The sequence below is a fragment of the Streptomyces sp. NPDC088732 genome (assembly GCF_044751205.1).
Lineage (GTDB): Bacteria > Actinomycetota > Actinomycetes > Streptomycetales > Streptomycetaceae > Actinacidiphila.
The window spans coordinates 1-26,518 of sequence record NZ_JBIVLI010000015.1 but is presented as its reverse complement, the minus strand read 5'-3'; the positions used below and the strand labels follow the sequence as shown (position 1 = coordinate 26,518).

General features: G+C 74.6%; 21 protein-coding genes. 5 read left to right on the top strand and 16 right to left on the bottom strand.

Annotated elements, in window-relative coordinates:
• Positions 1–22 precede the first annotated feature (22 nt).
• The 15 genes from ACIP9H_RS24560 to ACIP9H_RS24490 form a co-directional block, all read right to left on the bottom strand.
• A complete protein-coding gene (locus ACIP9H_RS24560; RefSeq protein ID WP_401589970.1) occupies positions 23–790 on the bottom strand; it encodes a LysM peptidoglycan-binding domain-containing protein in 768 nt (255 codons plus the stop codon).
• Positions 791–836: 46 nt separating this feature from the next.
• A complete protein-coding gene (locus ACIP9H_RS24555; protein WP_401589973.1) occupies positions 837–1,277 on the bottom strand; it encodes a phage tail protein in 441 nt (146 codons plus the stop codon).
• 37 nt (positions 1,278–1,314) lie between these two features.
• On the bottom strand, positions 1,315–3,606 hold the full coding sequence (locus tag ACIP9H_RS24550) for a hypothetical protein (protein WP_401960824.1): 2,292 nt from the start codon (positions 3,604–3,606) through the stop codon (positions 1,315–1,317).
• A gap of 18 nt (positions 3,607–3,624) precedes the next feature.
• The gene (locus tag ACIP9H_RS24545) at positions 3,625–3,783 is read right to left on the bottom strand and encodes a DUF6760 family protein (protein ID WP_360916518.1); all 159 of its coding nucleotides are present in this window, start codon (positions 3,781–3,783) and stop codon (positions 3,625–3,627) included.
• Positions 3,780–4,259 carry a hypothetical protein gene (locus ACIP9H_RS24540; RefSeq protein WP_401590151.1) on the bottom strand — a complete coding sequence of 160 codons (480 nt, stop codon included), beginning with the start codon at positions 4,257–4,259 and terminating at the stop codon, positions 3,780–3,782. Before ACIP9H_RS24540 ends, ACIP9H_RS24545 begins: the two co-directional genes overlap by 4 nt.
• 7 nt (positions 4,260–4,266) lie before the next feature.
• Positions 4,267–4,710 carry a phage tail protein gene (locus ACIP9H_RS24535; RefSeq protein ID WP_360916513.1) on the bottom strand — a complete coding sequence of 148 codons (444 nt, stop codon included), beginning with the start codon at positions 4,708–4,710 and terminating at the stop codon, positions 4,267–4,269.
• Between the two features lie 55 nt (positions 4,711–4,765).
• Positions 4,766–6,325, bottom strand: a complete 1,560-nt coding sequence (locus tag ACIP9H_RS24530; RefSeq protein ID WP_401960821.1) for a phage tail sheath family protein — start codon at positions 6,323–6,325, stop codon at positions 4,766–4,768.
• Positions 6,326–6,480: 155 nt separating this feature from the next.
• Positions 6,481–7,794 carry a hypothetical protein gene (locus tag ACIP9H_RS24525; RefSeq protein ID WP_401960819.1) on the bottom strand — a complete coding sequence of 438 codons (1,314 nt, stop codon included), beginning with the start codon at positions 7,792–7,794 and terminating at the stop codon, positions 6,481–6,483.
• The gene (locus tag ACIP9H_RS24520; RefSeq protein ID WP_401960816.1) at positions 7,728–10,079 is read right to left on the bottom strand and encodes a hypothetical protein; all 2,352 of its coding nucleotides are present in this window, start codon (positions 10,077–10,079) and stop codon (positions 7,728–7,730) included. Before ACIP9H_RS24520 ends, ACIP9H_RS24525 begins: the two co-directional genes overlap by 67 nt.
• A gap of 40 nt (positions 10,080–10,119) precedes the next feature.
• Entirely contained in the window at positions 10,120–11,748 is a 1,629-nt protein-coding gene (locus ACIP9H_RS24515; RefSeq protein WP_401960813.1) for a hypothetical protein, read from the bottom strand.
• A 52-nt stretch (positions 11,749–11,800) separates the two neighbouring features.
• Positions 11,801–12,505: a DUF4157 domain-containing protein gene (locus tag ACIP9H_RS24510; RefSeq protein ID WP_401960810.1), complete on the bottom strand. Its 705-nt coding sequence runs from the start codon at positions 12,503–12,505 to the stop codon at positions 11,801–11,803.
• Between the two features lie 139 nt (positions 12,506–12,644).
• Positions 12,645–14,750 carry an AAA family ATPase gene (locus ACIP9H_RS24505; protein WP_401589992.1) on the bottom strand — a complete coding sequence of 702 codons (2,106 nt, stop codon included), beginning with the start codon at positions 14,748–14,750 and terminating at the stop codon, positions 12,645–12,647.
• On the bottom strand, positions 14,747–15,379 hold the full coding sequence (locus tag ACIP9H_RS24500; RefSeq protein ID WP_401589994.1) for a DUF4255 domain-containing protein: 633 nt from the start codon (positions 15,377–15,379) through the stop codon (positions 14,747–14,749). The genes ACIP9H_RS24505 and ACIP9H_RS24500 overlap by 4 nt, the downstream gene beginning before the upstream one ends.
• A gap of 18 nt (positions 15,380–15,397) precedes the next feature.
• Positions 15,398–19,144 carry a hypothetical protein gene (locus ACIP9H_RS24495; RefSeq protein WP_401960807.1) on the bottom strand — a complete coding sequence of 1,249 codons (3,747 nt, stop codon included), beginning with the start codon at positions 19,142–19,144 and terminating at the stop codon, positions 15,398–15,400.
• A gap of 221 nt (positions 19,145–19,365) precedes the next feature.
• Positions 19,366–20,019, bottom strand: coding sequence for a response regulator transcription factor (locus ACIP9H_RS24490; RefSeq protein ID WP_360916490.1), 654 nt, complete (start codon positions 20,017–20,019; stop codon positions 19,366–19,368).
• Between the two features lie 258 nt (positions 20,020–20,277).
• Between ACIP9H_RS24490 and ACIP9H_RS24485 the strand changes: the two genes are divergently transcribed.
• From ACIP9H_RS24485 to ACIP9H_RS24465, 5 genes are all read left to right on the top strand, one after another.
• Entirely contained in the window at positions 20,278–21,579 is a 1,302-nt protein-coding gene (locus tag ACIP9H_RS24485) for a hypothetical protein (protein WP_401590000.1), read from the top strand.
• Between the two features lie 335 nt (positions 21,580–21,914).
• Positions 21,915–22,982: an alcohol dehydrogenase catalytic domain-containing protein gene (locus ACIP9H_RS24480; protein ID WP_401590003.1), complete on the top strand. Its 1,068-nt coding sequence runs from the start codon at positions 21,915–21,917 to the stop codon at positions 22,980–22,982.
• A 65-nt stretch (positions 22,983–23,047) separates the two neighbouring features.
• Positions 23,048–23,509, top strand: a complete 462-nt coding sequence (locus ACIP9H_RS24475; RefSeq protein ID WP_401590006.1) for a Crp/Fnr family transcriptional regulator — start codon at positions 23,048–23,050, stop codon at positions 23,507–23,509.
• An 84-nt stretch (positions 23,510–23,593) separates the two neighbouring features.
• On the top strand, positions 23,594–24,301 hold the full coding sequence (locus ACIP9H_RS24470; RefSeq protein WP_401590009.1) for a response regulator: 708 nt from the start codon (positions 23,594–23,596) through the stop codon (positions 24,299–24,301).
• 145 nt (positions 24,302–24,446) lie between these two features.
• The gene (locus ACIP9H_RS24465) at positions 24,447–25,331 is read left to right on the top strand and encodes a hypothetical protein (RefSeq protein WP_401590012.1); all 885 of its coding nucleotides are present in this window, start codon (positions 24,447–24,449) and stop codon (positions 25,329–25,331) included.
• 32 nt (positions 25,332–25,363) lie between these two features.
• Here the strand turns inward: ACIP9H_RS24465 and ACIP9H_RS24460 are convergent.
• Positions 25,364–26,518: GAF domain-containing sensor histidine kinase (locus ACIP9H_RS24460; protein WP_401960801.1), on the bottom strand; the 1,155-nt coding region annotated here is incomplete at its 5' end.

The following is a 26,518-nucleotide window of genomic DNA, read 5'->3' as shown; positions in this document are numbered from 1 at the left end:
GTGCCGATCCTTTGGGCGTGCGTCAGGTGCCGAGTTCCTCCGCCGCCGGAAGCAGGAGGGTGCTCCCGGGGCGCAGCCGCATGGGGTCGTCGATACCGTTCGCCTCCGCGATGTCCCGCCAGGCGGCCGGGTCGCCGTACTCCCGGAAGGCCAGCAGCGGCAGCGTGTCCCCCGTCACCACGTGGTGCACCCGCCGGGCGGCCAGCGCCCCGGACGTGGGGTTCTGGCCCGGCAGTTGGGCGGACAGCTCCTCCAGCGTGACCTGGCACACCGCCCGGATCGGCAGACCGCCTGCCGTGAACAGCGTGTACTTCGCCTGGACCTGGCTGATGTACCCGACGAAGCCGGTCAGCCCGCCCCAGTGGAAGATGACGAACGGCGGCGTGCCGGCCTTCTTGTCGTGCGTCCGGTCGGTCGGCACACAGCACGAGAAGAGCTGCTCGACGGCGGTGACCACCTTGCTGTCCTGCGCCCCGGTGGCGTCGAAGAACATCTCCAGCGTCAGCTTCGACGGCTCCGGTCCCGTGAACTCCGCGGGGCCCGCGGTCTTGGCGCCGCGCGCGGTCTTGCGCTCCCACTTCGCCGACTTGGCGAGGGTCAGCTCCTTCGGGTTGAACTGGAACTCGATCGTGTCCAGGGGCGGCCCCGGCGTGCCCGTGCCCCCGTCCGCGGGCGGGTGCCGCAGCTCCAGATAGGCGCGCTCGAGCTTGGGCCGCGACCCGGCACCGGCGGCGGACCCCTTGGTCCCGCCCGGCGAGGCGGCGGTGAACGCGACGGGTGAGGACGGCATCGGCGGTGCTCCTTCTCCGGGACGTCGGGCGGGGTGTCGGGCGGGATCAACCGGCGGAGAGGAACCCGTGGTGGGCGATCTCCAGGGTCTCGGTCGCCACCTTGGGCGTCTCCGGGCTCAGCGACGGCCCCTGCCAGCGCACCGGCACCACGTCCAGCAGGCTCCAGCGGGCCACCACGGTCCCGTCCATCGTCATCGCGCTGATGTGCCCCGTCTTGCGCGTCACCCCGGACACCATGCCGGCGATCCACTGGGTGACCTTCTCGGTGTCCTTGGTGACGGGGCGGCTGAGCTTGATGTTCGAGAACTTGATACGCGACGGCAGCTGCCACACGTATCCGTTGTTCCCGCCCTCCTCGCGCTGCTCCATGACCACTTCGCAGGCCAGGCCCTCGCAGCTGTTGAAGGAGCCGAGACTGAAGTCGTCGATCTCGACGATGAAGCAGACGCTCACGGCGGGATCCTCGTCGGCTGCGGCCGCGGTCATGGGCTGCGTTCCTCTCTCTTACGGGTGTACGGCGTACTCAGTGGCGGGAGTCCAGGCGCAGGCCCGCGCGTTCGCGGTCGAGCCGCAACTCGGCCCTGAGCAGTCGGCTGAGGGGGGCGAGCAGGCGGTGCACGAGTTCGTCGGTGCTCTCGGCCTTTGGCGGCTCCGGGGAGGGAGCGGCGGCGGGTGCGGGTGCGGGGGTGATCGGGGCCGCGGTGGGTGCGGGCGCGGGCTCCGGCGGTGGGGCATCCGTCTCACGCTGCGCCACGGCAGGGACGGGTGCGGGCGGCGCGAAGACCACCGATCCGTCCGCCGCCCGCTGTGCGATCCCCGCCGCGACCGCCACGGACCCCGGGTCGCCCGGCGCCGTCCCGGGGGCGGACAGCTGAAGGGGGGTCACCGAAGACCGGGGCGGCGGCGGGGGCGCGTTCAGCCTCTGCACGGCGAACGGGCCCCCGGTGGCGGCCGTCGGCTGCCCGGCGTACCGCTGCGCCACCGGGACGTCGGGCAGCCCGGCCGACGGTTCCGCGTGACGCTGGACAGCAGCCGGAACCGGGACCGGGCCGACGGGAACGGACGGAGCCGCCACGCGTTCGCTCCGGAACCGCTCGGCGACCGGGTTCGCGGAGACCGGGTTCGCGGCGACCGGGTTCGCGGAGACCGGCCCCGGAACCACGACGGGCAGCCCGGCCGACGGCTCGGCGTACCGCTGGACAGAAGCCGGAGGCGGGCCGACGGGAACGGAGGGACGCCCGAGCGGCACCGGCACGCGTTCGGTCGCGGGAACCGGCTCCGGGACCACGACGGGCAGCCCGGCCGACGGCTCCATGTACCGCTGGACAGCGGCCGGAACCGGGACCGGGCCGACGGGAACGGACGGAGCCGCCGCACGTTCGGTCCGGAACGGTTCGGCGACCGGGGTCGTGGAAACCGGACCCGCGAGCGGAGCCGCGGAGCGCTGGACGGATGCCCGCTCGGCTCGCGGTGGCGTTGCGGCAACCTGTGGCGCGGTGGGCGGAGTTCCGCCGCGCGGCGCTTGCGGCCCCGGTGGGTCCCCCGCGTGCAGCTGAACCGGCTGCGTCGCGCGCCCGTCCGCCGTGCCCGAGGCGACAGTCCCCTCGGGGCGCGACCAGACGAGGGGGACGACGCGAAGCGCGGCCGGCGCGTCGGCGACGGGGGCGGGTTCACTCGGGGTCGGTACGGACCTGAGCTCCAGGCCGCGATCACCCAGCAGCCCGGCGACGGGCCCGGGGTCGGGCGCCTCGGGGGTGGCCTCCGGCCCCACCAAACGTTGGATCCGCACCGGCGGTACGTCCATGACGACGACCGGCGCGGATACGCGTGCGGGCGGGTCGGCAGCAACGGCGTTCGGGGACAACCCAGTTGCCGCAGGGACCCGCTGCGGCGCAGGGGTGTCGACCTCCTGACGCTGCACCAGTGGCCCCGATTCCCCCAGCAGGGGCGCGAGCGGAGCTGCCTCGGGCGCGGTGGTCCGCGCGGGCGGAACAGGCACCTGAGTGAGCGGTTCGCCGATACGACCCAGCTTCGGGCGGGAGCCGGGCACCGGAACTCCCGGGTCCGGTGCGGCGAGACGCTGGACGGGCGGCGCCAGGGGCACCGAAGACAGCGGCGCGCCGAGTCCCAGCGGGCGCGCCCGCTGCACGGACGGCGCCGGCGCCTGGTCGGGTACGGGCGGTGCGGGCACCTGCGGAGGCTCCGGCGCGGACACCGCCTCGGGCGCCGGTTCCATCAGCGGCGCCCGCTCTCCCACCAACGGCCGCTCCACTGCCGCCGGTTCCGGCACCGGAACCGGGTCCGGCACGGTCTCCTCCGGCACGTGCGCAGAGGGCACATCGGATGCGGCGCGCTCCGCGGGCAGTGTGCGGACCGGCAGTTCGACCGCCCGGGCCACCGTGAAGCGGCCCGCGGGCGCCTCCGGCCGGACCTGGCGCTGCACCGGCGCCGGCGCCGGCGCTTCCGCGGCCGGCCCCACGCGCACGGCCTGACGGACCGGCAGGTCCGTCGTCGTCCGCTGCACCGGGGCGGCCGGCTCGGCCACCCCGTGCACCACGCCGCCGGGGGCCGCCTCGCTCACGAAGTGGCCCAGCGTTCCCGCCGAGAAGGACGGGTTCTGCCAGGTCGAGAGGCCCGCCTTGAACGCGTCGGGCGCGCTCACCAGCGCGGGCACCCCGAACGTCGAACGCTGCACGGCGAGCCCGCGCCACTCGCCGCGGGGCGGCGGGGCGGGCTGCCGCTCACCCGCCGCCGCGTCGCCCGTACCTGGGCCTCCCGCGGCCGGGCCCTCCCGTCCGAGCAGTCTCCCCCACATCCCCCGGATCCCCATGGCTCACCGGTCCGCGGCGGCGAGCTGGTTGAACCGGGCGATCCGGTCCAGGTAGCGGCGCCGTTCGGGATGTTCGAGGTCGAGGATGGCGTCCAGCGGCCAGTGGAAGTGGTAGGCGATGTACGCGACTTCGTCGTACAGGTCGTCGGTCGCGTACGTCACGATTCCCCCAGGCGCTCACCCGCCAGGTCGACCGCGAACGCCGCTGCGCAGGACGGGCAGGTGACCTGGGCGCGGGTGTGGCCCTCGGCGTTGATCCGGCGGTAGAAGTCCTGGAGGAAGGCCAGGTCGGAGGCGAACATGTCCTCGATGACCCCGGCGTGCACGTCGGTGAGGGTGCCGAGCCTGACCACGACCCGGCCGAGCAGGACGACGGACAGGTAGGCGGGGTTCTCGCGCACCCGGTCGTCGCGCAGCGGCACGAGTTCGTCGCGTGCCGTGGACAGCCGCATCACGCCGGAGCGGTGCACCTGCCCGGAGCCGTCGACGTATCCGCGCGGCAGCTCGAAGGGGAACTCGGTGCGCAGCGACTCGGACCGGCCGGCCGCCTCGGCGGACGGGCCACCGTCCGCGTCCGGGCGGCCCGCGGCGCTCTGTTCTGCCTCGGCGACGGCCGAGGCGGTCATCTGACGGCGCATCAGTGCATCACTCGACATCCATGGACTCGTAGGTGATGACGACCTTCTCGGTCAGCACGCTGGTGTCGCCAGCCTTCAGGGAGCCGATCTCCAGGCTCTTGGGCCAGGCGTTGACCAGGGTGTACCGCTTGATGGCGGTGCCCTCGTAGTCGTAGACGATGATCGCGCCGCCCTTGCGGACCGAGCCCATCTTGCCGAACCGCGAATCCTTGATCCACTTCTCGAAGCTCTGGTCGGAGGTGAGGCCCCGGGTGAGGGTCACCTCGCCGGCCTTGGGGCGGCCGGGCAGCTTCTTGATCATGTATTTGCCGTCGGCGGTGTTCTGCTTCAGCTCGATGACGTCCTGTTCCATCTTCAGGCCGGTCACCTCGGTGATCTGCTTGATGACGACGCCGTCGAACTCCAGGCCGAAGGAGTGGCCCACCGAGGTGTCGAGGTCGGGAAGTGCCATGAGGGGCTACCTGCCTTCCGGGGTAGTCGGGGTCAGCGGTGGCGGGGTCGGCCGGTCACTCGTCGACGAGGCTGGTGCCGCCGGAGAACTGGGAGAGCCGGAAGATCACGAACTCGGCCGGCTTGACGGGCGCGATGCCGATCTCGCAGACCACCTGCCCGGCGTCGATGCCCTCGGCGGGGTTGGTCTCCCGGTCGCACTTCACGTAGAACGCCTCGTCCGGAGTGAGGCCGAACAGCGCGCCCCGACGCCACTCGTTGACCAGGAAGGCGGAGATCGTACGGCGGATCCGGGCCCACAGGGCGTCGTCGTTCGGCTCGAAGACCACCCACTGGGTGCCGATCAGGATCGACTCCTCCAGGTAGTTGAAGAGCCGGCGCACGTTCAGGTAGCGCCACGACGGGTCGGAGGACAGCGTCCTGGCACCCCACACCCGCACACCGCGGCCCGGGAAGGCCCGGATGCAGTTGACGCCGATCGGGTTGAGCAGGTCGTTCTCCGCCTTGGTCAGCTGGGTCGCCAGCTCCACCGCGCCGCGCACCACCTCGTTGGCCGGCGCCTTGTGCACCCCGCGGCTCTCGTCGCTGCGGGCCCAGACCCCGGCCATCGCCCCGCTCGGGGGCACGAACCGCGTCTGGCCGGTCGCGGGGTCGGCCACCTTGATCCACGGGTAGTACAGCGCCGCGTACTTGGAGTCGTACCCGGCGCCCGTCTGCCGCCAGTCCTTGACCTGCTGGGCGTTCAGCTCGGGAGGCGGGTCGATGATGGCCACCCGGTTCCCCATGAGCTCGCAGTGCGCGATCATCGCCAGCTGCACGGCCTTGACGCCCTCGGCGTCCAGCGCGCCCTGCTCGAAGGCGCTCATCAGGTCGGGGACGGCGAGCATGGTGACCTCGTCCACGGCCTCCAGGCCGGCGAAGCCGGTGCGGTCCGCGGAGTTGCCGACGTAACTCTCCGGGCTGATGGCGGCGGGCACCACGGCGGGTCCCGAGCCGGCGGGCGGCACGGCCACGGTCTGGTTGCCGGGGCGGGCCGCGGTCTGCCCGGCGGCCTCCTCGACGGTGATCAGCCGGGACTTCTCGCGGACGACGGTGACCACGTAGTTGCGCTGGCTGCGCTTGGCGGAGACGTCGAAGGTCTCCTCGGTGCTGTCACCGCGCCTGACGACCAAGGCGAACGCGTCCTCGCCCTCCGCGTCGGCCACCTCCACGCTCAGGCCGTCCCCGGACCCGTCCAGCGCGGCGACCTGGAAGCCGTCGAGCGCGACGCGCGGTCCGGCCGCCACGGCGGCCGCCTTCCCGCGCTGCTTGCCCGCGCCACGGGCCGGCGCGGGCGCCCCGGCGTCGGCCTGCTCGCCGCCCACGCGGACGACGTAGCAGGTGCCGCCGCCGTTCAGGAAGTAGCCGTAGACCGCGTGCGCGAGGTAGGCGCCGTCGACGAAGTCACCGAAGGTCTGGGTGAACTGGCTCCAGTTCGTCACCAGCGTGGGCGTGTTGAACGGCCCCTCGACCGCCAGCCCCACGAACGCGGCGACCGCGGTCCCCACGCCCTCGATGGGGCGCGACCCGGCCTCCACCTCTTCCACATAGACGCCCGGCGACAGGTACGACGGCATCGCGGATCCTCCCCCTGCAACATGATTGGCCGCCCCCAGCGTGGCGCGCGGGGCGCGCGCGGGTCATGACCTGCCGTTCCGCCCGGGGGGAAGGGGGGCATGCCCGATCGGGCAGGGGCCCGGCGCGTGGGGCAGGGTGGCCCCCCGGGCCCGGGTCACCGCACCGCCTTGGGCCGCGGCCGCAGCGCGTACAGCCGGGCGGCCTCCGCCCGCATCTCGGCTTCCATCCTCCGTTCGAGGGCGGCCAGTGCCCCCTGCTTGGCGTCCAGGTCCGTGATGTGCGCGAGACCCGGATGGGCCTTCAGCATCGGCCCCATGTCCGCCCAAGGGTGGTTGCTGCGGGCGATGTTCACGCTCTTGCGCAAGGCGACGAGATTGGGCTTGTACGCGACCAGGTCCTTCTTGTCCCGCTCGTCAAGGTCCAGGAACGTCAACTGCTCGGCGCGTCCGCCGCCGGGTGGCTCGTAGGCGAAGGTCAGCCGGACGATCCGGCTTCTCGGGAAGACGTGCTCCGGCTCGTTCGGGTCGGTGGTGAGCACGGTGCCCAGGAAGTCCGTGCCGAGCACCTTGTGGGGCTTGAGGACCTCGTCCCCGGACTTCTTCATGGCAGCGGACTTGTGGAGGCGGTTCGCGAGCTCGTTGTACGAGGCAACGCTCTCCTTCTTCTGCCGGTCCAGCGCGTCGCCCAGCCGTGTGGCCGTGATGTTCAGGGACCGGCCGTGGGCCACGAGCGTGGCCACGGCCTCGGCACGTTCGAGGATGAGCCCTTTGTACGCGCGCTCGGCCGCCGTTCGTTCGGGGCCCGCGGGCAGGCTTCGCTTGCGCTCGCCCGCCGCCTGGATCTGCGCGTTCAGCCGGTCGACCTCGCCCTGGACCTCGGACTTCTCAGCCGTCGCGACGGCAAGCTGTTGCTCGAACCGGGCCACTTCAGCGGCCAGTTCCGCGTTCCTGGCCTGCGCGGCGACGTCCGCATCCGTTATGACGTGCGCCTTCGGATTGATCTCGCCCTCGACCGCCCACTTCTTGCCGGACGGCACGGCTTCGAGGCGGACCAGCCCGTAACGGGCCTTGATGGCGGCGAGCACCGGGGCGAGCATCGCCTTGCCCACCGGACGTCCCGCCAGTTTGTTCGCCGCCGCCCTGGCCGCCGCCATGCCCTTGTCGAGTCGCTGCTGCTTGCCCTCCGGGGTGTCGTCGCCGCCCTGGGCCTTGGCCTTCAGCTTCGACAGAAGCTTCTTGCCCGCGGCGACGATCTTCGCGATGACCCAGTCGACCACCTTCATCACCGGGGCCTGGACCTTGGCCAGGATCGACTTGATCTTCTCGGAGATGCCGCCGAGGCCCAGCAGGCTGGCGAGGAAGTCCAGCACCACCGGGACGGCCTTGGCGAGGCTGTTCTCGATCAGGGCCGGGACGCCTCCGCCGCCGCCGGCGGCGATGCCCTCGACCGAGTCGAGAACCGAGTCCACGAAGCTCTTGATCTGGGGGCGCGGTTGACGAAGAACATCACCACGTCGTAGATCGCCTTGCACGCGCGGACGAAGGCCGACGCGGGGTTGAGCAGGCTCACGATCCACGTGATGCCGGCCGTGACGATCTTCTCGGTGATGAAGTCCTGGATCGCGCCGAGCACCGTGTCCTTGATGTCGGACAGCTTCTCGACGATCCACCGCCACAGGCCGCCGACGCCCTCGGTGACGAGGATCCGGACCATGTCGAAGGTCGACTCCAGGGCCTTCATGGCCGGTTCGCCGATCGCCGTCACCACCCGGGTGCGGATGTTGTTCCAGGTGAGGCCGAGGATCGACAGCACCAGCTTGACGATGCCCTTGGCATCGAACGTCTCCGGGATCTCGATGCCGCCCGCCGAGAGCTGCCCGAAGAGCCACTGCTTCAGGCCGTTCTTCAGGTGGTCGCCGATCCGCTCGGCGAAGCCCGTCACGCCCGCCTTGACCGCGTTCACGAGGTTGCCGAGGAACTCGACCGGCCGGGCGATGATCTTGTCGATCGCGCCGGCGGCCCGGGCCAGCACCCCCAGCAGCATGTCCTTGAGCTGGAGTACGGTCCTGGCGGTCTCGGCGATCGCGTCCTCGGCCTTGCTGAGCAGCCCCTTGTTCTCGGCCTGGAGGGACGTGATCTCCTCGTCCAGCTCCTTGCGCGCCGCGCTGTAGCGCTGGGCGAGGTCCTGGACCATGCCCTGGGACTTCTCCGTGACGGAGGAGTCGAGCCGGTCGAAGTCGCCGCCGATGGACTGCGCGGCCTGATCGGCGAACTGCCGCAGCTGCGGCGGCTGCCGGGCGACGATCGCGGCGACGTCCTCCCGTCCCTTGGCGATCCGCAGGGTCGCCTCGCCGAGCCGCCGGCCGATGAGGTCGGCGATGTCGGAGACGACCTTCTGCATGTCGCGCTCGTAGAGCCGCTTCGACTCCACGAAGATCTGGTCGGCCTCGGGAGGCAGGTCCGTCACCAGGTCCGCGACCCAGCGGGCGGCTCCGTCGAGACCGGAGTACCGCGCGTCCTTGTAGCGCTCCATGCGTGCCCGGTGGTCGGCGGTGAAGGCGTCCTTGGCGCGCTTCTGACCGGTGTCGAACGCGGTCTCGACCTCGCCGTCGAGGGCCCCCAGGATCCGCTCGGTGTCCGTCTTCGTCGTGTCGAAGACGGCCTTGATCTCCGTCGTCACCGCGGCCCGCGCCTGCTCCTCCCGGCTCTTGGCCGCGTTCTGGCCGCCCGCCGCCCGCGAGGTGGCACCGGCGTGGGCACCCGCCATCTGCTGCGCGCCCGCCGCCCCGACGGCACCGGCCTGTGCCTGTTCGGCGGCGACCCGCGCCTGTTCCGCGGCCCGGTACTGCGCGGGCGCGGTGGCGGCGTGCGCATCCGCTTCGCGCTTGGCGTCCAGGGCCGCGGTGAACTGCGGTTCGTTGGAGTGCGCGAGCTGATCGGGCGTCAGTTGCGCCTCGTTCATCTGCGCGTCGGTCCGCTGCGGTCCGGTCGAGAGATCGGTCTGCTCCGCGGGCGCGGGCGCCACGGCCGCCGCCTTGGCGTCGGGGGGCGCCGACGCGGGCGGGGCGGGCTGCGGCGGCAGCGGGGTGACGGGCTTCTCCACCGCCTTCGACGGGTCGGGCGCGGCGGCGGTCTTCTCGGTGATGTCCTTGGCCGAGTTCTGCCTGCCCGCGGTGACCTGGCCCGCCACCTGCTCCTTCACGGCATCGGCCTTGCCGGACGTGGCGAACTTGTCGGCGTCGTCGAGGGTCTTGGGGGCCTGGGCGGCGATCGCCTGGTTCACAGCGGCGACGAACGCGGCCTTGTCGAAGGGCGCGGGCTTCGCGGTCCCCATCTCGGCGACGTGGGCGGCCTTGGCCTGTGCCTCCTTGTCGTCGGGGGGCGCCGACGCGGCGTCCTGCGCGGCCTTGGCGGCGGACTTCCCCGTGGGATGGCGTGTCAGCGCCGCCTTCGTCCGGCCGACGTCGTCGGCCACGCCCCGGAACCGCGGGTCCTGCGTGGGCGCGAGCCCGGGCGGTGCGACGGGCAGCGCGGAGACACCGCCCGGGTCCAACCGCTGCACGGCCGCGGTCGCCGTGCGCTGCGCCACCAGCCGTGCGACCGCGGCGTTGCCGGCCCGCCCCTGCAGACGCTGGAGGGCCCTCGCGTCGGCGCCGCGCGCGGGCGCGCCGGGGGCGGCGGCCGGATCGCCCGGGCGCCGCGCAGGGGCAGGGGCGCGTCCGGCGGGTTCCTCCCCCGGTGATCTCTCGGGCACGGCCTTCACCTGGTCACCCCCCGTCGTTCGCGCCGCGGCGTCACTGGTCCGCACCCTTTGGACCGGAGCTCTCCTCGGTGGCCTCGATGACGTGCGCCACCAGGGGTTTGTCGCTCACCGGCAGGGCGACCGCGCCCGCGAAGGCGCTGCTCCAGTCGGCGGGCAGGGGCCCGGGGTCCCGTCCGCGCAGGCGCAGCGCGTTCGGGAGCAGGCCGCCGCTGAAGCCGAGGAACGTCCTGGCGCTGAGCGCCGTGAGAATGCGCGGGTCGTCGGTGCGCCGCGGCACGTGCGCCGCCTGCCTGCGCACGACGTGGAAGAGGTCGGGCGGGGCGGCGCTGTCCCAGTCCTTCCAGGTCGTCCCGCCCCAGTGCACGCAGTGGGCGACGAAGACGACGAGGTCGACCGGCCAGTTCCGCACCACCTGGTCGGGCACGGCGGCGGCGCCGCCCGCGGAGCGCATCGCCTGCCACTCCGCTTCCATCCACTGCCGCCGCGAGGCGGGATCGCCCGCGGTGTCGAGGAACGTGCCGATGAGACCCACGTCCTTGGACAGGACGTCGAGTGCCGCGGCGCCGGACGCGACGCTGCGGGTGTCCGGATCGACGACGTACCACTGGTTGTTCTCGTAGATCAGCCCGGCGTTCCGGAGCACCGGGAGCACGTCGGAGCCGGACCGGGCCAGGTTGTCCATGACGCGGCGGAGCAGGCCCGTCGCCGCGAAGCCTGGACCGAAACTGAACTTGGCGGAGTCCCAGGTGTTCACCGACGCCTGGGTCCCCTCACCGACGCCCAGTTCCCTCCACAGCGCCTCGTTGACCGCCTTGCGGCGCGGGTCGGGGGCGTCCAGCCCGGCGGGCCGGTCCCCCTTGTGCGAGGGCCCGACGTAGACGAATCCGCCCGGCACGCGGTCGGCCGGCCGCGCCTTGACGGCGCGCAGCAGGTACTGCCCGGCCAAGGCCCTGTTGCGGCGGATGGCGTCGTAGAGGGCGGTGTAGTAGCGGGGATCGCTCAGCACGGGATCGGGCGTACGGTCCGGATCGGGCAGCAGCACCGCCGGCCGGGCCTGCGGGCCGATGATCCGCGGCCAGTCGGGCACGTCGTGCATGGCCCTCAACTCGACGGCCTGATCGGCCGGTACGTCCGCGGTGGGCTGCGGGGACCGGCCCTCGACCACGTCGAGCGCCGCCATGAGCCGCGCATTCGCCGTGAAGGGGGCGGCACTTGTGACAGCGGCGTACGCACCGGCGTCGAGCTTGAGCATGCGGAGCGTGTCGACCATGCCGCGGACCCACAGCATGCCCAGCGAGAGGGCGATCCGCTCCACGTCCCCGGAGAGGAGCAGGTCCCGCAGGGCGTTGGCCATGCTCACCGGGTCACCGGTCCACTCCACGTGCCGCACCGGCGCCTGCGACACCACGCCGGAGGTGCTGTTCGTGTCCCGCTGCACGGCGAGGCCGCCGTCCGGGCCCGCGGTGGCAGCCGTGCGCCGCGTCACCAGGCCCGAGACCGCCGCGTTGCCGGCCCGGCCCTGCAACCGCTGGAGGGACCGCGGGTCGACGGCGCGCACGACCGTGCCGGAGGGAGTCTCCGGCGCGGCCCGGCGCCGTACGGGTGCGGCGGCGCGGGCGGTGGAGTCCTCCGCCGGGGGCCGCTCGGACCTGGCCTTCAAGGGTCTCCCCTTCGCTGGGGTCGGCGGGAACCGGGCGACGGCGGGCGGAACGTCATTCCGCCGGCGTCTCCTCCTCCGCGGTCTCCTCGGTCCGCTGCACGAACAGACCCTGCAGCGACTCCTCTTCCCGCTCCTCGGCCTCCCGCTGCACCGCGGGTGCCGCCGGCGCGGGCTGAGCCATCACACGGTCGGCGTTGGCCGCCGCCTCCCGCTCGAAGCGGTCGGACGGATCGCTGACGCGGATGCCGCCGGCCGTCTCCGTGCCGTCCACCGGCCCGGAGCGCTGCTGGACCACATGGGTCAGCTCGTGCGCGAGCGTGGTGCGGCCCTGGTGCGACGCGGGGTCGTAGGCGTCGCGCTGGAAGACGACGTGGGAACCGACCATGTAGGCGTGGGCGTTGACCGCCCGCGCCGAGTCGTGCGCCGCGGCGTCCGTGTGGACGCGGACGTCGCCGAAGTCGTGGCCGAGCCGCGCCTCCATGTCGCCGCGCACCTCGGGGTCGAGGGGCCGGCCGCCGGAGCCGATGACGTCGTGCACGGGAGAGGGTTCGTCGGCCTGCCGGTCGTCGAGGGCGGCGCCCACCGCGCTGTTGCCCAGCGACCGCTGCAGCCGCAGGAGTCCGGACGCGCCGAGTACGTCGGCCCGCCCGCCGGCCGCCGCCTTCAGCAGCAGCGGGTCCGGGGCCGCGCCGGACGCGGCGTCGGTCTTGAGGCGTGACCCGGTGGCGAGTTCGCCGTCGTGCTCGTGCTCGTGCATCTGTCCCCCAGCCCGATGGCGCGCTGCGCGTTCCGCGGCGGGCGGCGCCCGCGACCCACGGTCCCACCGGCGGCGGCCCGGCCCCAAGGGCGCGGGGTGCGTACCGCGGGCACCGCTCCCTGCCCCTTCGGGCAGGCCGTCACCGCGTCAGTTCCAGGTACGGCCCGAACTCGCTGGGCAGGCAGAGCCGTCCGAGCTTGCGGTACTCGCGTGCGACCGCCGCCACCAGTTCGGCCATGCCCACCGGCCGCCCCGCCTCGACGGCGAGATACGCGGCCGTGACCGCCGCGGAGCGGATGTCGCCGCCCGCGAGCTCGAACGACCGGCCGCAGAAGGCGAGGTCGAGGTCGTCGCCGCGCGGCACGGCGCGGCCCAGGCAGCGGTCCCACAGGGCCTCGCGCTGTGCGGCCTCGGGCAGCGGGAAGTCGACCACGAGGTCGAGGCGCCGGGTGAACGCCTCGTCCAGGTTGGCCCGCAGGTTGGTGGCGAGGACCGCCAGCCCGTCGAAGCTCTCCATCCGCTGGAGCAGGTAGGCGCTCTCGACGTTGGCATAGCGGTCGTGCGCGTCCTTGACCTCCGAACGCTTGCCGAACACCGCGTCGGCCTCGTCGAAGAGCAGCACCGCGTTCACGCCCGCCGCCTCCGTGAAGATCCGCTCCAGGTTCTTCTCGGTCTCGCCCACGTACTTGTCGACGACCGTGGCGAGGTCGACGGTGTAGAGGTCCAGGCCCAGCGCCCCGGCGATGACCTCGGCCGACATCGTCTTGCCGGTGCCGGAGTCGCCGGCGAACAGCGCCATGACGCCGCGGCCCCGGCCGCCGCCGGGCCGCATGTTCCAGTCGCCGAGGACGCGGTCGCGGTGCCGGGCGCGGGCGGCCAGTTCCCGCAGCTGGCCGAGCACGGGGGGCGGCAGGACCAGGTCGTCCCAGCCGACGCCGGGTTCGATGCGGCGGGCCAGCCGCTCCAGGCCCGAGGTGTTCTGCGCGCGGGCGCCGTACAGCAGGTGGGCGTCGGTGAGGGGGCCGCCGGACAGCAGCGCCTGCTGATGGGCGGTGCGGGCGGCGCGTTCGACCTGTTCCGGGGTGAGGTGGAAGGCCGCGGCGGCGTCGTGGCGTACCGCGGCCGGCACTTCGGCGCCGTCCGGCTGCCGGGGGGCGGTACGGGCCAGTGCCACCCGCCACAGCGCGGACCGCTCGTCGGCCCCGATGCGCTCCACGTCGGCGAGCAGCGGTGCCCGGTCCGCCCACGCGGGGTCCCAGGAGGCCTTGCCCGCGAGCACGACGGGGACGGGGAGAGCGGCCAGCGTCCGCAGCAGTTCCGGCCGTTCGGCGAGCGCTTCCACGGGAGAGGCGACCAGCCCCGCGCCACCGAGCCCGGCCTCCCGGCCCGCGGTGGCGACCGCCTCCGCGGGGTCGGCACGCCGGGCCAGCCGTCCCAGGTCCAGTCCGAGGGCCCGCCGCCCGGCGGCCGCCAGCGCGTCGGCGGCGACCGAACGCGCGGAGCCGCCCGCGGGCTCGCGCAGGTACACCGGTCCGACGCCGCGGCGCAGCGCGACGGCGACCCGGTCCGCGAGCCCGGTCGGCAGGATGCCGGAGGTCAGCGGGACGAGAAGGTCGAGCAGGGCCGGGTCAGGGCTGTCGTCGCCCAGGAGGTGCGCGGTCACCCGGTCCGGCACGCGCAACGCCCGGCTCAGCAGGGGACGTTCGGGCTCCTCCACCACCAGCAGGCCGCGGGCGGCCAGCGGCGCGCCGGCCGACAGCCGCGCCCGGGCCCCGGCGGACGCGGCGGGCGTCCCGCACAGCGCGAGGGCGAGGCCCGCGGTGGGGCGGCGGCGGGTGACGTCGTCGTTGAGATAGCCGTACAACTGCTCGTAGCGGCGGTCGAGATCGGGCGCGAGGGCGACCAGCAGCAGTTCGGTGTCGAGCGGGAGCAGCCCGAAGTCCTGTTCCAGGCCGTCCAGGCGCAGCGGGGCACCCTCTGCCCGCGCCTGCGCGGCCCGGGCCGCGAGTTCCGCCGCGCGCACCGCGTCCACCGGGTCGGGCCCGGGCACGGCCGCGGGTTCGTCGAGCAGGCGGCGGACCGCGTCGTCGGACAGGTAGATCCCCCGGAACGGGTCGTCGGGTTCCGGGTCGCCCGCCCGCCGTGCGTCGACGGCCCTGCGGACGCGTTCCTCGACCAGCGCGAGCCGGCCCATGAGGTGGGCGAGGCCGGGGTCGGCGGTGGTGCCGTCGGTCGCGGTGTTCATCGGTTCCTCCGGCGCGGTGCCGGTCCGGGCCGGTCGCCCGGCGCGGTCCGCTCCACCCGCGGTGCTTCCGCCAAGTCGACGTGCAGCCCCTCCTCGACGGGCGGCCCCGCCGTGTAGACCGGCGCGACCGTCACCGGCGCGCTGACCACCAGGTCCAGCGACGGTTTCAGCTCGCCGCCGAGGGCGGTCCACACGTCGGCGAACGCCCGGTCCTCCGGCGGCGGGAGGGCGACCGTCACCGGCACCGGCAGCCCGATGGCGGACAGTTCGGGTCCGAGATCGGTCGCCTTCAGTGCCTCGTGCCGCAGGAAGCACCGCAACAGGGAGGACAGCAGCCGGTGTTCGTCCTCCGGTCGCTGCGTCCAGGCGCTGATCAGGTAGGAGAGCTTGAAGTAGCGCGGCGGGAGCGTCCGGGCGACGACCGTGCCCTGCTCGTCGTACACGTTCCGCCGGCCCCGCGCGCGCTGCCGCATGTCCTCGCGGATGTCGTAGAGGTAGAGGTTGACGGTCGGGGCGTTGCGGCGGGCGGCCCAGTCGCGGGTGGGCGCGTCGAAGACCACGTCCACGCCGGGCCCGCCGACCTCGGCCCGTACGAGGTCGCGCAGGGCGTCGTCCACTTCGTGGATCATCGGAGCGTCACCGCCGGGTCACCTGCGCCATGTGAAGTCGGACGGCTGGAGCACACCGGGCACCACGAGGTACGGGGTGCGCACCGGCCCGAAGCGCGGTACGGACGCGCTGTCGGAGGTCAGCAACTCCCGCGGCCCGAGGGCGTCCTGGACGAGCACGAGCATCGACGCGGTGAAGGTGCCGTCCGCTCCGGCCCGCACCGGCGCGGCGGCGACCGTCACCCCGTTGCTCCACCGCAGCCGCAGCACCGCGCCGGGCGGGAAGTGCGTGCCGCGCGCGAGGGCGACCGCCCCCGGCGGCCCGACGGTGGGGATGAGCCGCACCTGCGGGGCGAGGACGGTGAGCGGTGCGGTGGCCGTGTCGTTGCCGCGGTCGCTGTCGCTGCCGGTGGTGGTGAGGTTGGCCGTGACCTGCCCGGCGAGCGCGTCCGGAGCGGTCAGCGGCAGCGACACCGTCGCCGACGCCCCCGGGGCGAGGTCGGTCACGGGGCATCCCGCCGCGGTGGCGCAGGTGCCGGTGGCCGCCGTGGCGCCCGGCGGCAGGACGACGACCAGCGTCAGGCCGGTGGCCTTCGCCTTGCCCGGGTTGCTGATGGTGACCTTCGCGGTGGCGCCGGGTCCGCCGGTCCACACCGTGCCGGGGGTGACGGCGAGGGCGACCGCGGGGTCGGCCGGTCCGGGGCCCGCGGGCGGCGTCACCGGGGGCGTCGTGACGGGCGGTGTGGTGACAGGCGGCGTGCTGACCGGGCGGTCCTCGACCGTGATCGGGGCCGTCGCGGTGTTGTTGGACCGGTCGGCGTCCTCGGAGGCCGAGGTGACGGTGCCGACGACGTTGCCGCTGAGCGGGTGCGCCGCGCTGACCTGGCGGGTGACGGTGACGGTCCCGCCGGGTTCGAGGTCGCCCAGCGCACAGCCGCCGGCCGGGCAGGCCGGGGTCGCGCTGCCCACCGTGAGCCCGGTGGGCAGCGTGGGTTGCAGCAGCACGGCCCGGGCGGTGCCCTCGCCGCGGTTCGTCACCGTGTAGACGACGGTCGCCGGGGCGCCGGTCGGCACCTTGGGCGGAGTGACGGTGACGGTGACCGCGGGGTCGCCCGGCAGGGGCGGCGGGTCGTTGACGACGACGGTCACGGCGGCCGTGTTGTCCGCCGGCTGATGGTCGATCAGATCGCTCACGGCGCGCCCGGACACGGTGTACGCGCCCGGCGCGGCGGCCCGCACGGGGATCCGGATGTCCGCCGTGCCTGCGACCGGGAGCAGGCCGAGGTCGCAGTGGAGGGCGGAGCAGGTGCCCTGGGACGGGACCGGGTCCCCCACGGCCACCAGTCCCGGGGGCAGCGTGACGTCCGCCCGGGTGCCGGGGGCGTGGGCGATGCCGCCGTTGACGACGTGCAGCGTCACGACCGCGGTGGTGCCGGTCAGCACGGCCTCGGCGGGCCCGGTCATGGTCACCGACAGGTCGGCACTGGCCTGCCAGGTGGGCCGGCTCTCCTCGCGGTAGAGCCTGCTGGGCAGGATGTCGCCCTGGCCGGTGGCCGGGTCGACGACGGCGATGCGGCGGTTCCGCACCCCGTCCCAGCCGGTCGTCTCGACGTCGATGGCGAGCCGGGAGCCGGTCGGCGACCATGCCGCGCCGTCGGGGCGGACGAAGGGCGCGTCCTCGGCCGCCGGGGCGATCGCCGTGGGGCACGTCGCCGTGGACGGCACCACGCCGCGGCAGGCGCCGCCGTCACCGCGCATCAACTGGACCGCGCTGTGCGGGTCGCCCTCGGAGTCGTCGGGACCGCTCCGGGTGAACGCGATGCCGCTGCCGCCGGGGTCGTAGGCGGGCCGCTGGTCGAGCACGTCGCACGGGCCGTCGCCGCACAGGGCGGCCGTCAGGTCCTTCTGCGGGGCGCCCGCCGCCTCCGCCGGCGCGGTCCAGATGTGCCGGGGCAGGGTGTCGGGGGCGATCCGCGCCGCGGCGGCGACCGCGACCCTGGGGCCGGGGTCCACCGGCGGCGGATCGGGGCTCGGCTCCGGGTCGGGGCTCGCGTCGGGGCTGGGGTCGGGGCTGGGGTCCGGGCTCGGGCTGGACGGGATCTGCGTGCACTGGTGGTACCGGGAGAACGCCAGCGTCGTCCCGTCCGGCGACCAGCTCGGATCGCGGTCGTCCGTGCTGCACGTGGTTCCCTCGGGGGTCTGCGGTGCGCCGACCGTGTACAGCAGCCGTGCGTCGGCGGGACCCGCGGACACGTCGACGACGGAGACGACGGCGTCCCGGTCGGTCTCGCCGACGCCCCGCCAGTGGGTGACGGCCAGCTTCGTGCCGTCGGGCGACCAGGCGACCCGGCCGAACTCCTCGAAGGGGTCCAGACCGTCGTAGTGGAGCGGCACCGCGTCGGCGAGCGCGTCCGAGGGGCCGATCATCACCCGTTTCACATCACTGCGGACGGCGACGAAGACCGAGTCGAGGAAGGCCAGCCGCCTGCCGTCCGGGGAGTACACCGGGTCGGAGAGGTCGTTCTCGCGATCGCGCGCCGCCCGCAGCTCCAGCCGGTCGACGGGTGTGCGCGAGCGGACGCTCTCGATGTCGACCTGCTCCGGGTCCGACCGGCCGACGAGCACCGAGAGCGGGCCGTCCGCCGCCCGGTACCAGGTCAGGGACTCGGCGGTGCCGAACGCCCCGCCGTCGTCGTCGCCGACGAGCCGCACGCAGTCCGGGGCGGAGCACGGCACGGCGGGGTCGACGAGGTACGCGTCCCCGGAGAGGAAGGCCAGGCGCTTGCCGTCGGGCGACCAGGCGACCCCGCGCCGGTCCTGGGAGTAGGTGCTGCCCCGGGCGACGACGACCGGAGTGCCGCCGCCGGCCGCGGGCACCAGGGTCAGCTCCTGCGTGCGGCCGCCGGACACTCCGACGAACGCGATGCGGTCCTGGCCGCCTGCCGGTTCCCAGGCGGGCCGGTACGCCGCGGTCTCCGCCGGGCTGACCCGGACGGGACTGCCGCCGGCGACGGGTACGCGGTACACCGCGTCGTCGTGGCCGTACGCGAGCCGGGTGCCGTCGGGCGACCAGTCGGGTGCGCCGCCGTCGGCGACCTTCCGCAGCCCCGATCCGTCGGCGCGCACGACCCACACCTCGGACGCCGGGTCGATGTCGCCCGTGCCGCGGTCCGCGTTGTCGCAGCGGTCCGCCGACTCGATGCCGTCGTCGTCCTCGCCCACCGGGAACGAACCGAAGGCGATCCACTGCCCGTCGGGCGACAGTTTTGGATCCGTCAGCCGCCAACCGGGCCGCAGCAGCACAGGCGTCACGGGGCCTTCGCCCTTGCGCCGGTAGATGCCCTCGCCGTCGCCCACGCGGTCGCTGACGAACACGACGTCGTCGCCGCGCGCGGCGGCCTGGCAGTCGTCGGCGGCCGATCCCTGCCCGAGCAGCGGGGCGACCGGGCCGTAGGTGACGGCCGCGCGGCCGATCCCGCCGCACGGCCCGTCGCCGTCGCAGCCGTCCCCGGTGACCGTGGGCAGCCCGACGACCTGGAGGCTGCGGTGCTCGCCCTCGCCGCGGTAGGCGATCCGGCCCGGATCGGCGGACGCGGGCGGCGGATCGGCCGAGGCGACGTGCGAGCCGCCGGAGACCGCGGAGACGGCGACCAGCAGCGAGGCGATGAGGGCGCCGGTGGCCACGAGCGCGAGAACCCAACCGGGCCCGCGGCGGCGCACGGCGCGGCGGGCGCGCGGCACCGCCCTGCCGCGGTCGCCCCGCACGGTGGCAGCAGCACCGGACACAGCCCGCCGGGCCCCTGGGATGAACACACCTCGTCGCACCACGTCGCCCGGTCGTTTCCCCCTCGCCCACCGGTGTGCGGTGCGCCGGCGCCCGGACAGACCTCCTCAGTCACACCCTCGCGCCAGGACGCCTCCGCCATCAGCCGGAGACGGGCAGCGCTTCGGGTACCGGCCGGTGCCCCAAGGGGCACCGGCACCCTCCCGCCCCGCCCGGCGGTCCGTCAGATGAAGCCCATCCGCATCGCGTAGGCCACCGCGTGGGAGCGATTGCGCAGCTGGAGGCGGGTGGTGACGTCGTGCAGGATGTTCTTCACCGTCCGTTCGGAGAAGGCCAGGGTGCGGGCGATCTCCGCGGTGTCCTTGCCCTCCGAGACCAGCCGCAGCACGTCGATCTCGCGCTGCGCGAGTCCGGTGAACGCCAGCCCGCGCGGGTCGAGAACCTGCCGCTGGAGCCGGCCCACCTGGTCGAGGAGGCGGCCCAGCAGATCGGCCGGCACGCTGCCCTCGCCCCGCGCGACCGCGGTGATCGCGTCCGCGAGCCGCTGGGCGGAGGCGTCCGCGCGGCGCACCACGCCGACCACGCCGCACTCGACCGCGGCCACCAGGCCGGTGTCGTCCAGCTCGGTCGCGACGAGGACGGTGCGCCCCTCGCCGCCGCGCTGCAGGCGCCGCAGCGCCTGGAGTTCGGGTTCCCCGACCCGGTCGGCCGCGAACACCGCGACAACCTTGTCGGTGCCGTCGTCCTCGCTCTCCGCGAGCAGACGCAGTTCGTGGCGGGTCCGCAGCTGGCCGGCCAGCCCCGCCTGCGTGATCGGATCCTGCGCGGTCAGCCGGACCGGAATCCGCTCGGTGCCGCTGCCCCCCTGGTACTGCATGGCTCCCCCTTGATGCCCTTCGAGCTGTGCTCTCCCCTGCGGACGCACGGGACCCGAGCGGTGGTCCCGGCCTCGCGTCCGGTCCCGCCGGCTCGCCGGGAGCAGCCCAATGCCCCCGGCCCGCACTTCCATTCGAGGGCCAGTGAACACGGGGGCAGTCAGCAGGCACTCCACAGGGACTCAACGGGCAGCGGAGCCTGCCCTCGGAGGTGTCCGTACGGGGCGGTGCACAGAAGGGGAGGTCTCTAGGTTCGTGCCATGACCACATCTGCTCATCTGGACGCGGCCCCCGTCCCGGTGCTCCCGGGCGAGGAGGCCAGGATCACGCTGGAGCTGCGCAACACCGGCTCCATCGTCGAGGCGTACGGCTTCGAGGTCCTGGGGCCCGCCGCCGGATGGACGGAGGTCGAGCCGGTCACGATCTCCCTCTACCCCGACACCGCCGGCCAGGTCACGCTGGTCGCGCGGCCGCCGCGCGACTCCTCGGTGCCCCCGGGCGACCTGACGTTCGGCGTGCGCGTGCTGCCGCAGGAGCGGCCGGAGACGGCCACCGTCCCCGAGGGCGTCCTGCGCATCCTGCCGTACGAGCAGGTGACCGCCGAGATGACGCCGACGATGGCCCAGGGCCGCGGCCGGGCCCGCTACCGGATAGCCGTCGACAACCGGGGCAACCACCCGGTGGCCGTCTCCTTCGCCGGCACCGACCGCTCGCAGGCGCTGCGGTTCGGCCTCCCGTCCGCGCCCGTCGTGGTCGAGCCGGGCCGTGCGGCCTTCGTGCAGATGCCCGTACGGCCCAAGCGCACCCTGTGGCGTGGCGTCGCCGTACCGCACTCCTTCCAGGTGACGGCGGTCCCGAAGGCGCCCGGCGACGACGCGTCGGCGACGGCCGCCGGGCCCGTCGTCCTCGACGGCACCTACGTCCAGCAACCGGTGCTCAGCAGCGGGCTGGTGCGGGCCGCCGCGGCGGTGGTCGTGCTGGCGGGCGTCCTCCTCGGCGTCTGGTACGGGCTGCTGCGCCCCGCCGTGCGGAGCGCCGCGAAGGAGGCGGTGAAGGTCCCGGTGGAGGCGGCGGCCTCGCAGGCGGCGGACGCGAACAAGAAGGCCGACGACGCGAAGGCCGCGGCACGGGGCGCCGAGCGGGCGGTCGAGTCGACGGGCGGGTCCTCACGTCCTGTCAGGCCCGGCGAAGGGGTCGTGCCGCCCGCGGACGCCACGCTCTTCTCCACCCGCCTGACCGCCGCCGGCTCGGCGGGCGGCACCGGCGCGGACACCTACACCGTGCCGGCCGGCAAGACGCTGCGCCTCACCGACCTCGTCCTGGAGAACCCGCAGGGCGACTCGGGCGTCGTCACCATCACCGTCGGCGGCAAGACCCTGCTCGCCCCGGCCCTGGAGAACTTCCGCGAGCAGGACTTCCACTGGGCCTCGGCGATCCTGGTGCCGGAGAAGCAGAAGGTCACCGTGACGGTCGCCTGCCGCAAACCCGGCACGCCGCCCGACACCACCCCGGCCCCGACGGCGTGCGACGCCGCGGCGCTGATCAGCGGGACGCTGGAGTAGGCGGCGGTCGCACGCGCCACCGGGGCGCCGCGGGGACCTGACCCCCGCGGCGCCCCGGCCGTGTCACGGCCGCATGGGCCGCCCGGCCCCGTCGGGTTGCCCCTTCGGCCCATGCCCGGGACGGAGCCGTCGCCCACAGTGGAGGGATGCACCGCCCCCGGGCGGGCAGGTGGGCGTCGTGGCCGACGGCACGCGTGGCCGCGGCCCGGGCGGAGCGTTTGTGACCGGCGCCTCGCGCACGACGGGCCGCACCGGCGCCTCCCGACCGCCGCGCCGCGTACGGGCCGGCCTCGCGCGTTCCGCGTGCGTCCCGGTCTGACGGAGGGAGTCACGACATGAAGGCTTGGGTCTTCCAGGGGCCGGGTCAGGCGGCCTGGCAGGACGTGCCCGACCCCCGGCTCATGGACGCGGCGGACGCGATCGTCCGCGTCGACACCGCCGGTGTCTGCGGCACCGACCTGCACATCATGCGCGGCGAGGTGCCCGACGTCCCCGCGGGGACGGTGCTGGGCCACGAGGCCGTCGGCGAGGTCGTCGAGACGGGCTCCGCGGTGCGCACCGTACGTCCCGGGGACCGTGTCCTGGTCTCCTGCGTCAGCGGCTGCGGCCACTGCCGCTACTGCCGCGAGCAGGCGTACGGGCAGTGCCGCGGGGGCGGCGGCTGGACGCTGGGGCACCTGATCGACGGCACGCAAGCCGAGTACGTGCGCGTCCCGTTCGCGGACACCGGTCTGCACCCGCTGTCGCACGTGGTGAGCAGCGAGGTCGCCGTGCTGCTGGCGGACATCTTCCCCACCGGTTACGAGGTGGGTGTCCTCAACGGCGAGGTGCGCCCCGGGGACACCGTCGTCGTGGTCGGCAGCGGCCCCGTGGGCCTGGCCGCCATCGCCACCGCCCATCTGTTCGCCCCGCACGCCGTCATCGCCGTCGACCTCGTGCCGGCCCGGCTGGACGCCGCCAAGCACTTGGGCGCCGACGCCGTGGTCCGCGCCGACGAGGGGCCCGAGCAGCTGGTCGACGACCTCACCGACGGGCTCGGCGCCGACGTGGTGATCGAGGCGGCCGGCACACCGGAGAGCTTCGGGCTGTGCACGCGCATGGTGCGGCCCGGCGGCCACGTCGCCAATGTCGGCGTGCACGGGCGGCCGGTCACCCTCCACCTGGAGGACCTGTGGAGCCGGAACATCACCCTCACCACCGGTCTGGTCGACACGTACTCCACCCCCACCCTGCTGCGGATGGTGGAGGCGGGCCGGCTGCCCGCCGCGTCCCTGGTGACGCACGCCTTCGAGATGCAGGACGCGGCCGCGGCGTACGACGTCTTCTCCTCGGCGACCGACACCGGAGCCCTGAAGGTCGTCCTGGGCGGACCGCACCACGACGTCGTCGCGATCCCCGCCTGATCCCCGGCCCGCGCACGTTCCGCCGTTCGTTCCGACCGCGCCCGCGACCGACGAAGGAGACCGCCGTGACCATCACCACGAGGGGCCTGCTGGGCGCGCTGCCGCCGGAGGCACGCGACCTCCTGACGGAACTCGGCCACGAGGTGTCCTTCCCGGCGGGGACGCGGATCTTCGAGGAGGGCCGCCGGGCCGACCGCTTCTGGGTGATCAGCGCCGGGTCGGTCGCGCTCGACCTGCACGTGCCCGGCCGCCGGGCGGCCCAGGTGGAGACACTGGGCCCCGGCGACCTGCTCGGCTGCTCCTGGCTGTTCGCGCCCTACACCTGGCACCTGGGGGCGCAGTCCCGCAACCTCGTCACCGCCGAGGAGTACGACGCGGGGGCCGTGCGGGCGCTGTGCGAGGCGGACCCGGCCCTCGGGTACGCCGTCGCCCGCCGCGTCGCGGAGATCGTCACGCACCGGCTCCAGGGCACCCGCACCCGCCTGCTCGACCTCTATGGGCCCCAGGGCAGCGGTGGCGGGCGGTGACCCGTTCGGCGCTATGACGGCCGGCGCCGATCGGCGACGATCGGGGGGACGGCCGGGCACGCGAGACGGCAGCCGGGAGGGCGTATGACCGAGGTGCGGGAGTTCTCACCGCGGGCGCCGATCAGGGTCTTCCTGGTCGACGACCACGAGGTGGTCCGGCGGGGCCTCCACGACCTGATCGACGCCGAGACCGACATGGAGGTGGTCGGCGAGGCGGGCTCGGTCGACCACGCCGTGGCCCGCGGCCCGGCGCTGCGCCCCCATGTGGCCATCCTGGACGTGCGGCTCCCCGACGGCGACGGCATCACGGTCTGCCGGGAACTGCGCTCCGTGATGCCCGGCCTGGCCTGCCTGATGCTGACCTCGTTCGACGACGACGACGCGCTGCTGGACGCGATCATGGCCGGTGCCGCCGGCTACGTCCTGAAGCAGATCAAGGGGTCCGACCTGCTGGCGGCGGTGCGTACGGTGGCCTCCGGCCAGTCGATGCTGGACCCGGCGACGACGGCCCGGCTGATGGAGAGCCTCCGCGCCCACGACGAGCCGTCCCCGGCCCCGCACGACGACGCGCTGGCGGCGCTCTCGCCGCGGGAGCTGGAGATCCTGGACCTGGTCGGCGAGGGCCTGACCAACCGCGAGATCGCGCAGCGGCTCTTCGTGTCCGAGAAGACCGTGAAGAACCACATCTCGCGGCTCCTCGGCAAGCTCGGCGTCGAACGCCGCATCCAGGCCGCCGTCCTCGCCACGCAGCACCGCCCCGAGGGATCGCCGCCCCCCGAATCGCACCACTGAACGCCGCGCCCGCGGGCGGTCCGGCCGGTCCGGCCGGGCACACCCGATGGGGCCGGACGGTCCCCCGGCGGAACCCTGCGGACCCTCCCCCGGCGCCGCGCGGGGGCGCAGCATGGTCGCAGGCGCCTGGCCGGGAGGCAGCACGATGAGGACCGACACGCTCGACGGCACGACCCTGGAGAAGCTGATCTCCGCCGCGGTCGCCGCCCCCGCCTGCCACAGCCGGCGGCCGTGGCGGTACCGCCTGGACCCGGACACGGCCACCCTGCACGTGCGGGGCGTCGGCGCGGAGGACCACCCGCCGGACGCGGCGGGCGAGGACGCCCTGCGGGCCGTGCACGTCTCCGTCGGGGCGGCACTGTTCAATCTGCGGGTCGCCGTGACCCACTTCGGCTGGGAGCCGCAGGTCCGCCTGCTGCCGTCCCCCGACGATCCCGGTCTGTACGCCACCGTGCGGCTGACCGCGCCGGCGCGCGCCCCCGAGGCGTCTCGCGCCGATCTGTACGGCGCGTTGTGGAGCCGCCGCGACGGCGCGCCCTCGTGGCCGGTGCACCGTCCGCCGGGAGGGGTCGTGCTGGGGCTCGTCGACGCCGCCCACGCCGAGGGAGCGGCGCTGAGCCTGCCGCACGCGGCGGAGACCCGGCGGCTGCTGCGGCTGACGGAGGACGCCGACCGGCGCGGCGCGGCCGACGGGGTGGCGGTCCGGTGGCCGCCGGTGGACGAACCCCCCTCCGCGCCCGGTGACGGCCGGTTCCCGCTGGTCGCCGTCCTGACCACGCCCCTCGACGACCCCGCCGACTGGCTGCGCGCGGGACAGGCCCTGGAACACGTCCTGCTCGCGGCCGCCGCGCAGCGGGTGCGGGCCGCGCTGCTGCACCAGGCACTGGACTACCCCGACCTGCGGCGCGCCCTGCGCAGCGCGGAGTCCGGCCCGGGACATGTGCAGATGCTGGTGCGGCTGGGGTACGGGCCGCTGCGGCCGGGGACCGCGCCGCGCGGTCCCGGTCACGCCGTGGCCGCGGTGAACTGACACGCCACGAGGCGGCTCCGGGCGGGCCGCGGTCAGTCCGGGGCGAGCGGGACCCGCCAGACCAGGCGGGTGCCTCCCCGTTCGGGGACCTCCAGGCGCAGCGAGCCGCCGAACTTCTCCGCCCGGTCCACGAGATTGACCAGCCCGCTGCGGCAGGCGCCCTCGGGGATGCCGATGCCGTCGTCGGCCACCGTCAGGGTCAGCGCGCCGTCGCCGACGACCAGGGACACCTCCGCGCAGCGGGCCCTGGCGTGCCGGGCCACGTTCGACAGCGCCTCCCCCAGCACGGCGACCACGTTCTCGGCGACCTGGACCGGCACATCGGTGTCGATCAGTCCCTCCATCCGCAGCGCCGGGGTGAACCCGAGCGCGGGCACCGCCCGCTCCACCGCCCCCGCGACCCGTACCCGCAGGCCCTTGCGGCCCGGACCGGCGTCGTGCGCGCGCAGGCCGAAGATCGTGGACCGGATGATCTTGATCGTCTCGTCCAGGTCGTCCACCGCGCGCAGCAGCCGCTCGCTCGCCTGCGGGTGGTCGACGAAGCGGACCGCGCTCTGCAGCGTCATGCCGGTCGCGAACAGCCGCTGGATGGCCAGGTCGTGCAGATCGCGCGCGATGCGGTCGCGGTCCTCCAGCCGGGCCAGCTGCTCGGCGGAGCGGCGCCGCTCCGCCAGTTCCATCGCGAGCGCCGCAGCCCCCGCGAAGTCCGTCAGCGGTGCCGTCTCGATCTCGGTGAAGGCCGGCTCGCCCTGGGCCCGGGCCAGCAGCAGCGCGCCGCGCACGCCCTCGCTGGTGCTCATCGGCACGGCGACGGCCGGTCCCAGCCCGGCGAAGCGGGGCGGGCCGGTCGTGATCCTCGGGTCCTGGCCGACCTCGGCGCTGATGATCGGCTCCCCCGCCGCCATCGCCGCGCCGACGAACGAACCCCGGCGCGGCAGCACCAGCCCGGCGTGCGCGCCCGCGTCGATCCCGGTGGCGATGGCCATCCGGACGTCGCCGGTCCCCTCGACGGGCAGCGCCATCACGCCCAGGTCGGCGCCCAGGATGCGCCGGGCGTGCTCAACGATCAGCTCCAGCACCCGGGACTCCTCGGCGCCGGACAGCAGACTGGCGGTGATCTCCGCGTTCGCCTCCAGCCAGCGCTGCCGGGACCGGGCCTCCTCGTACAGCCGGGCGTTGTCGATGGC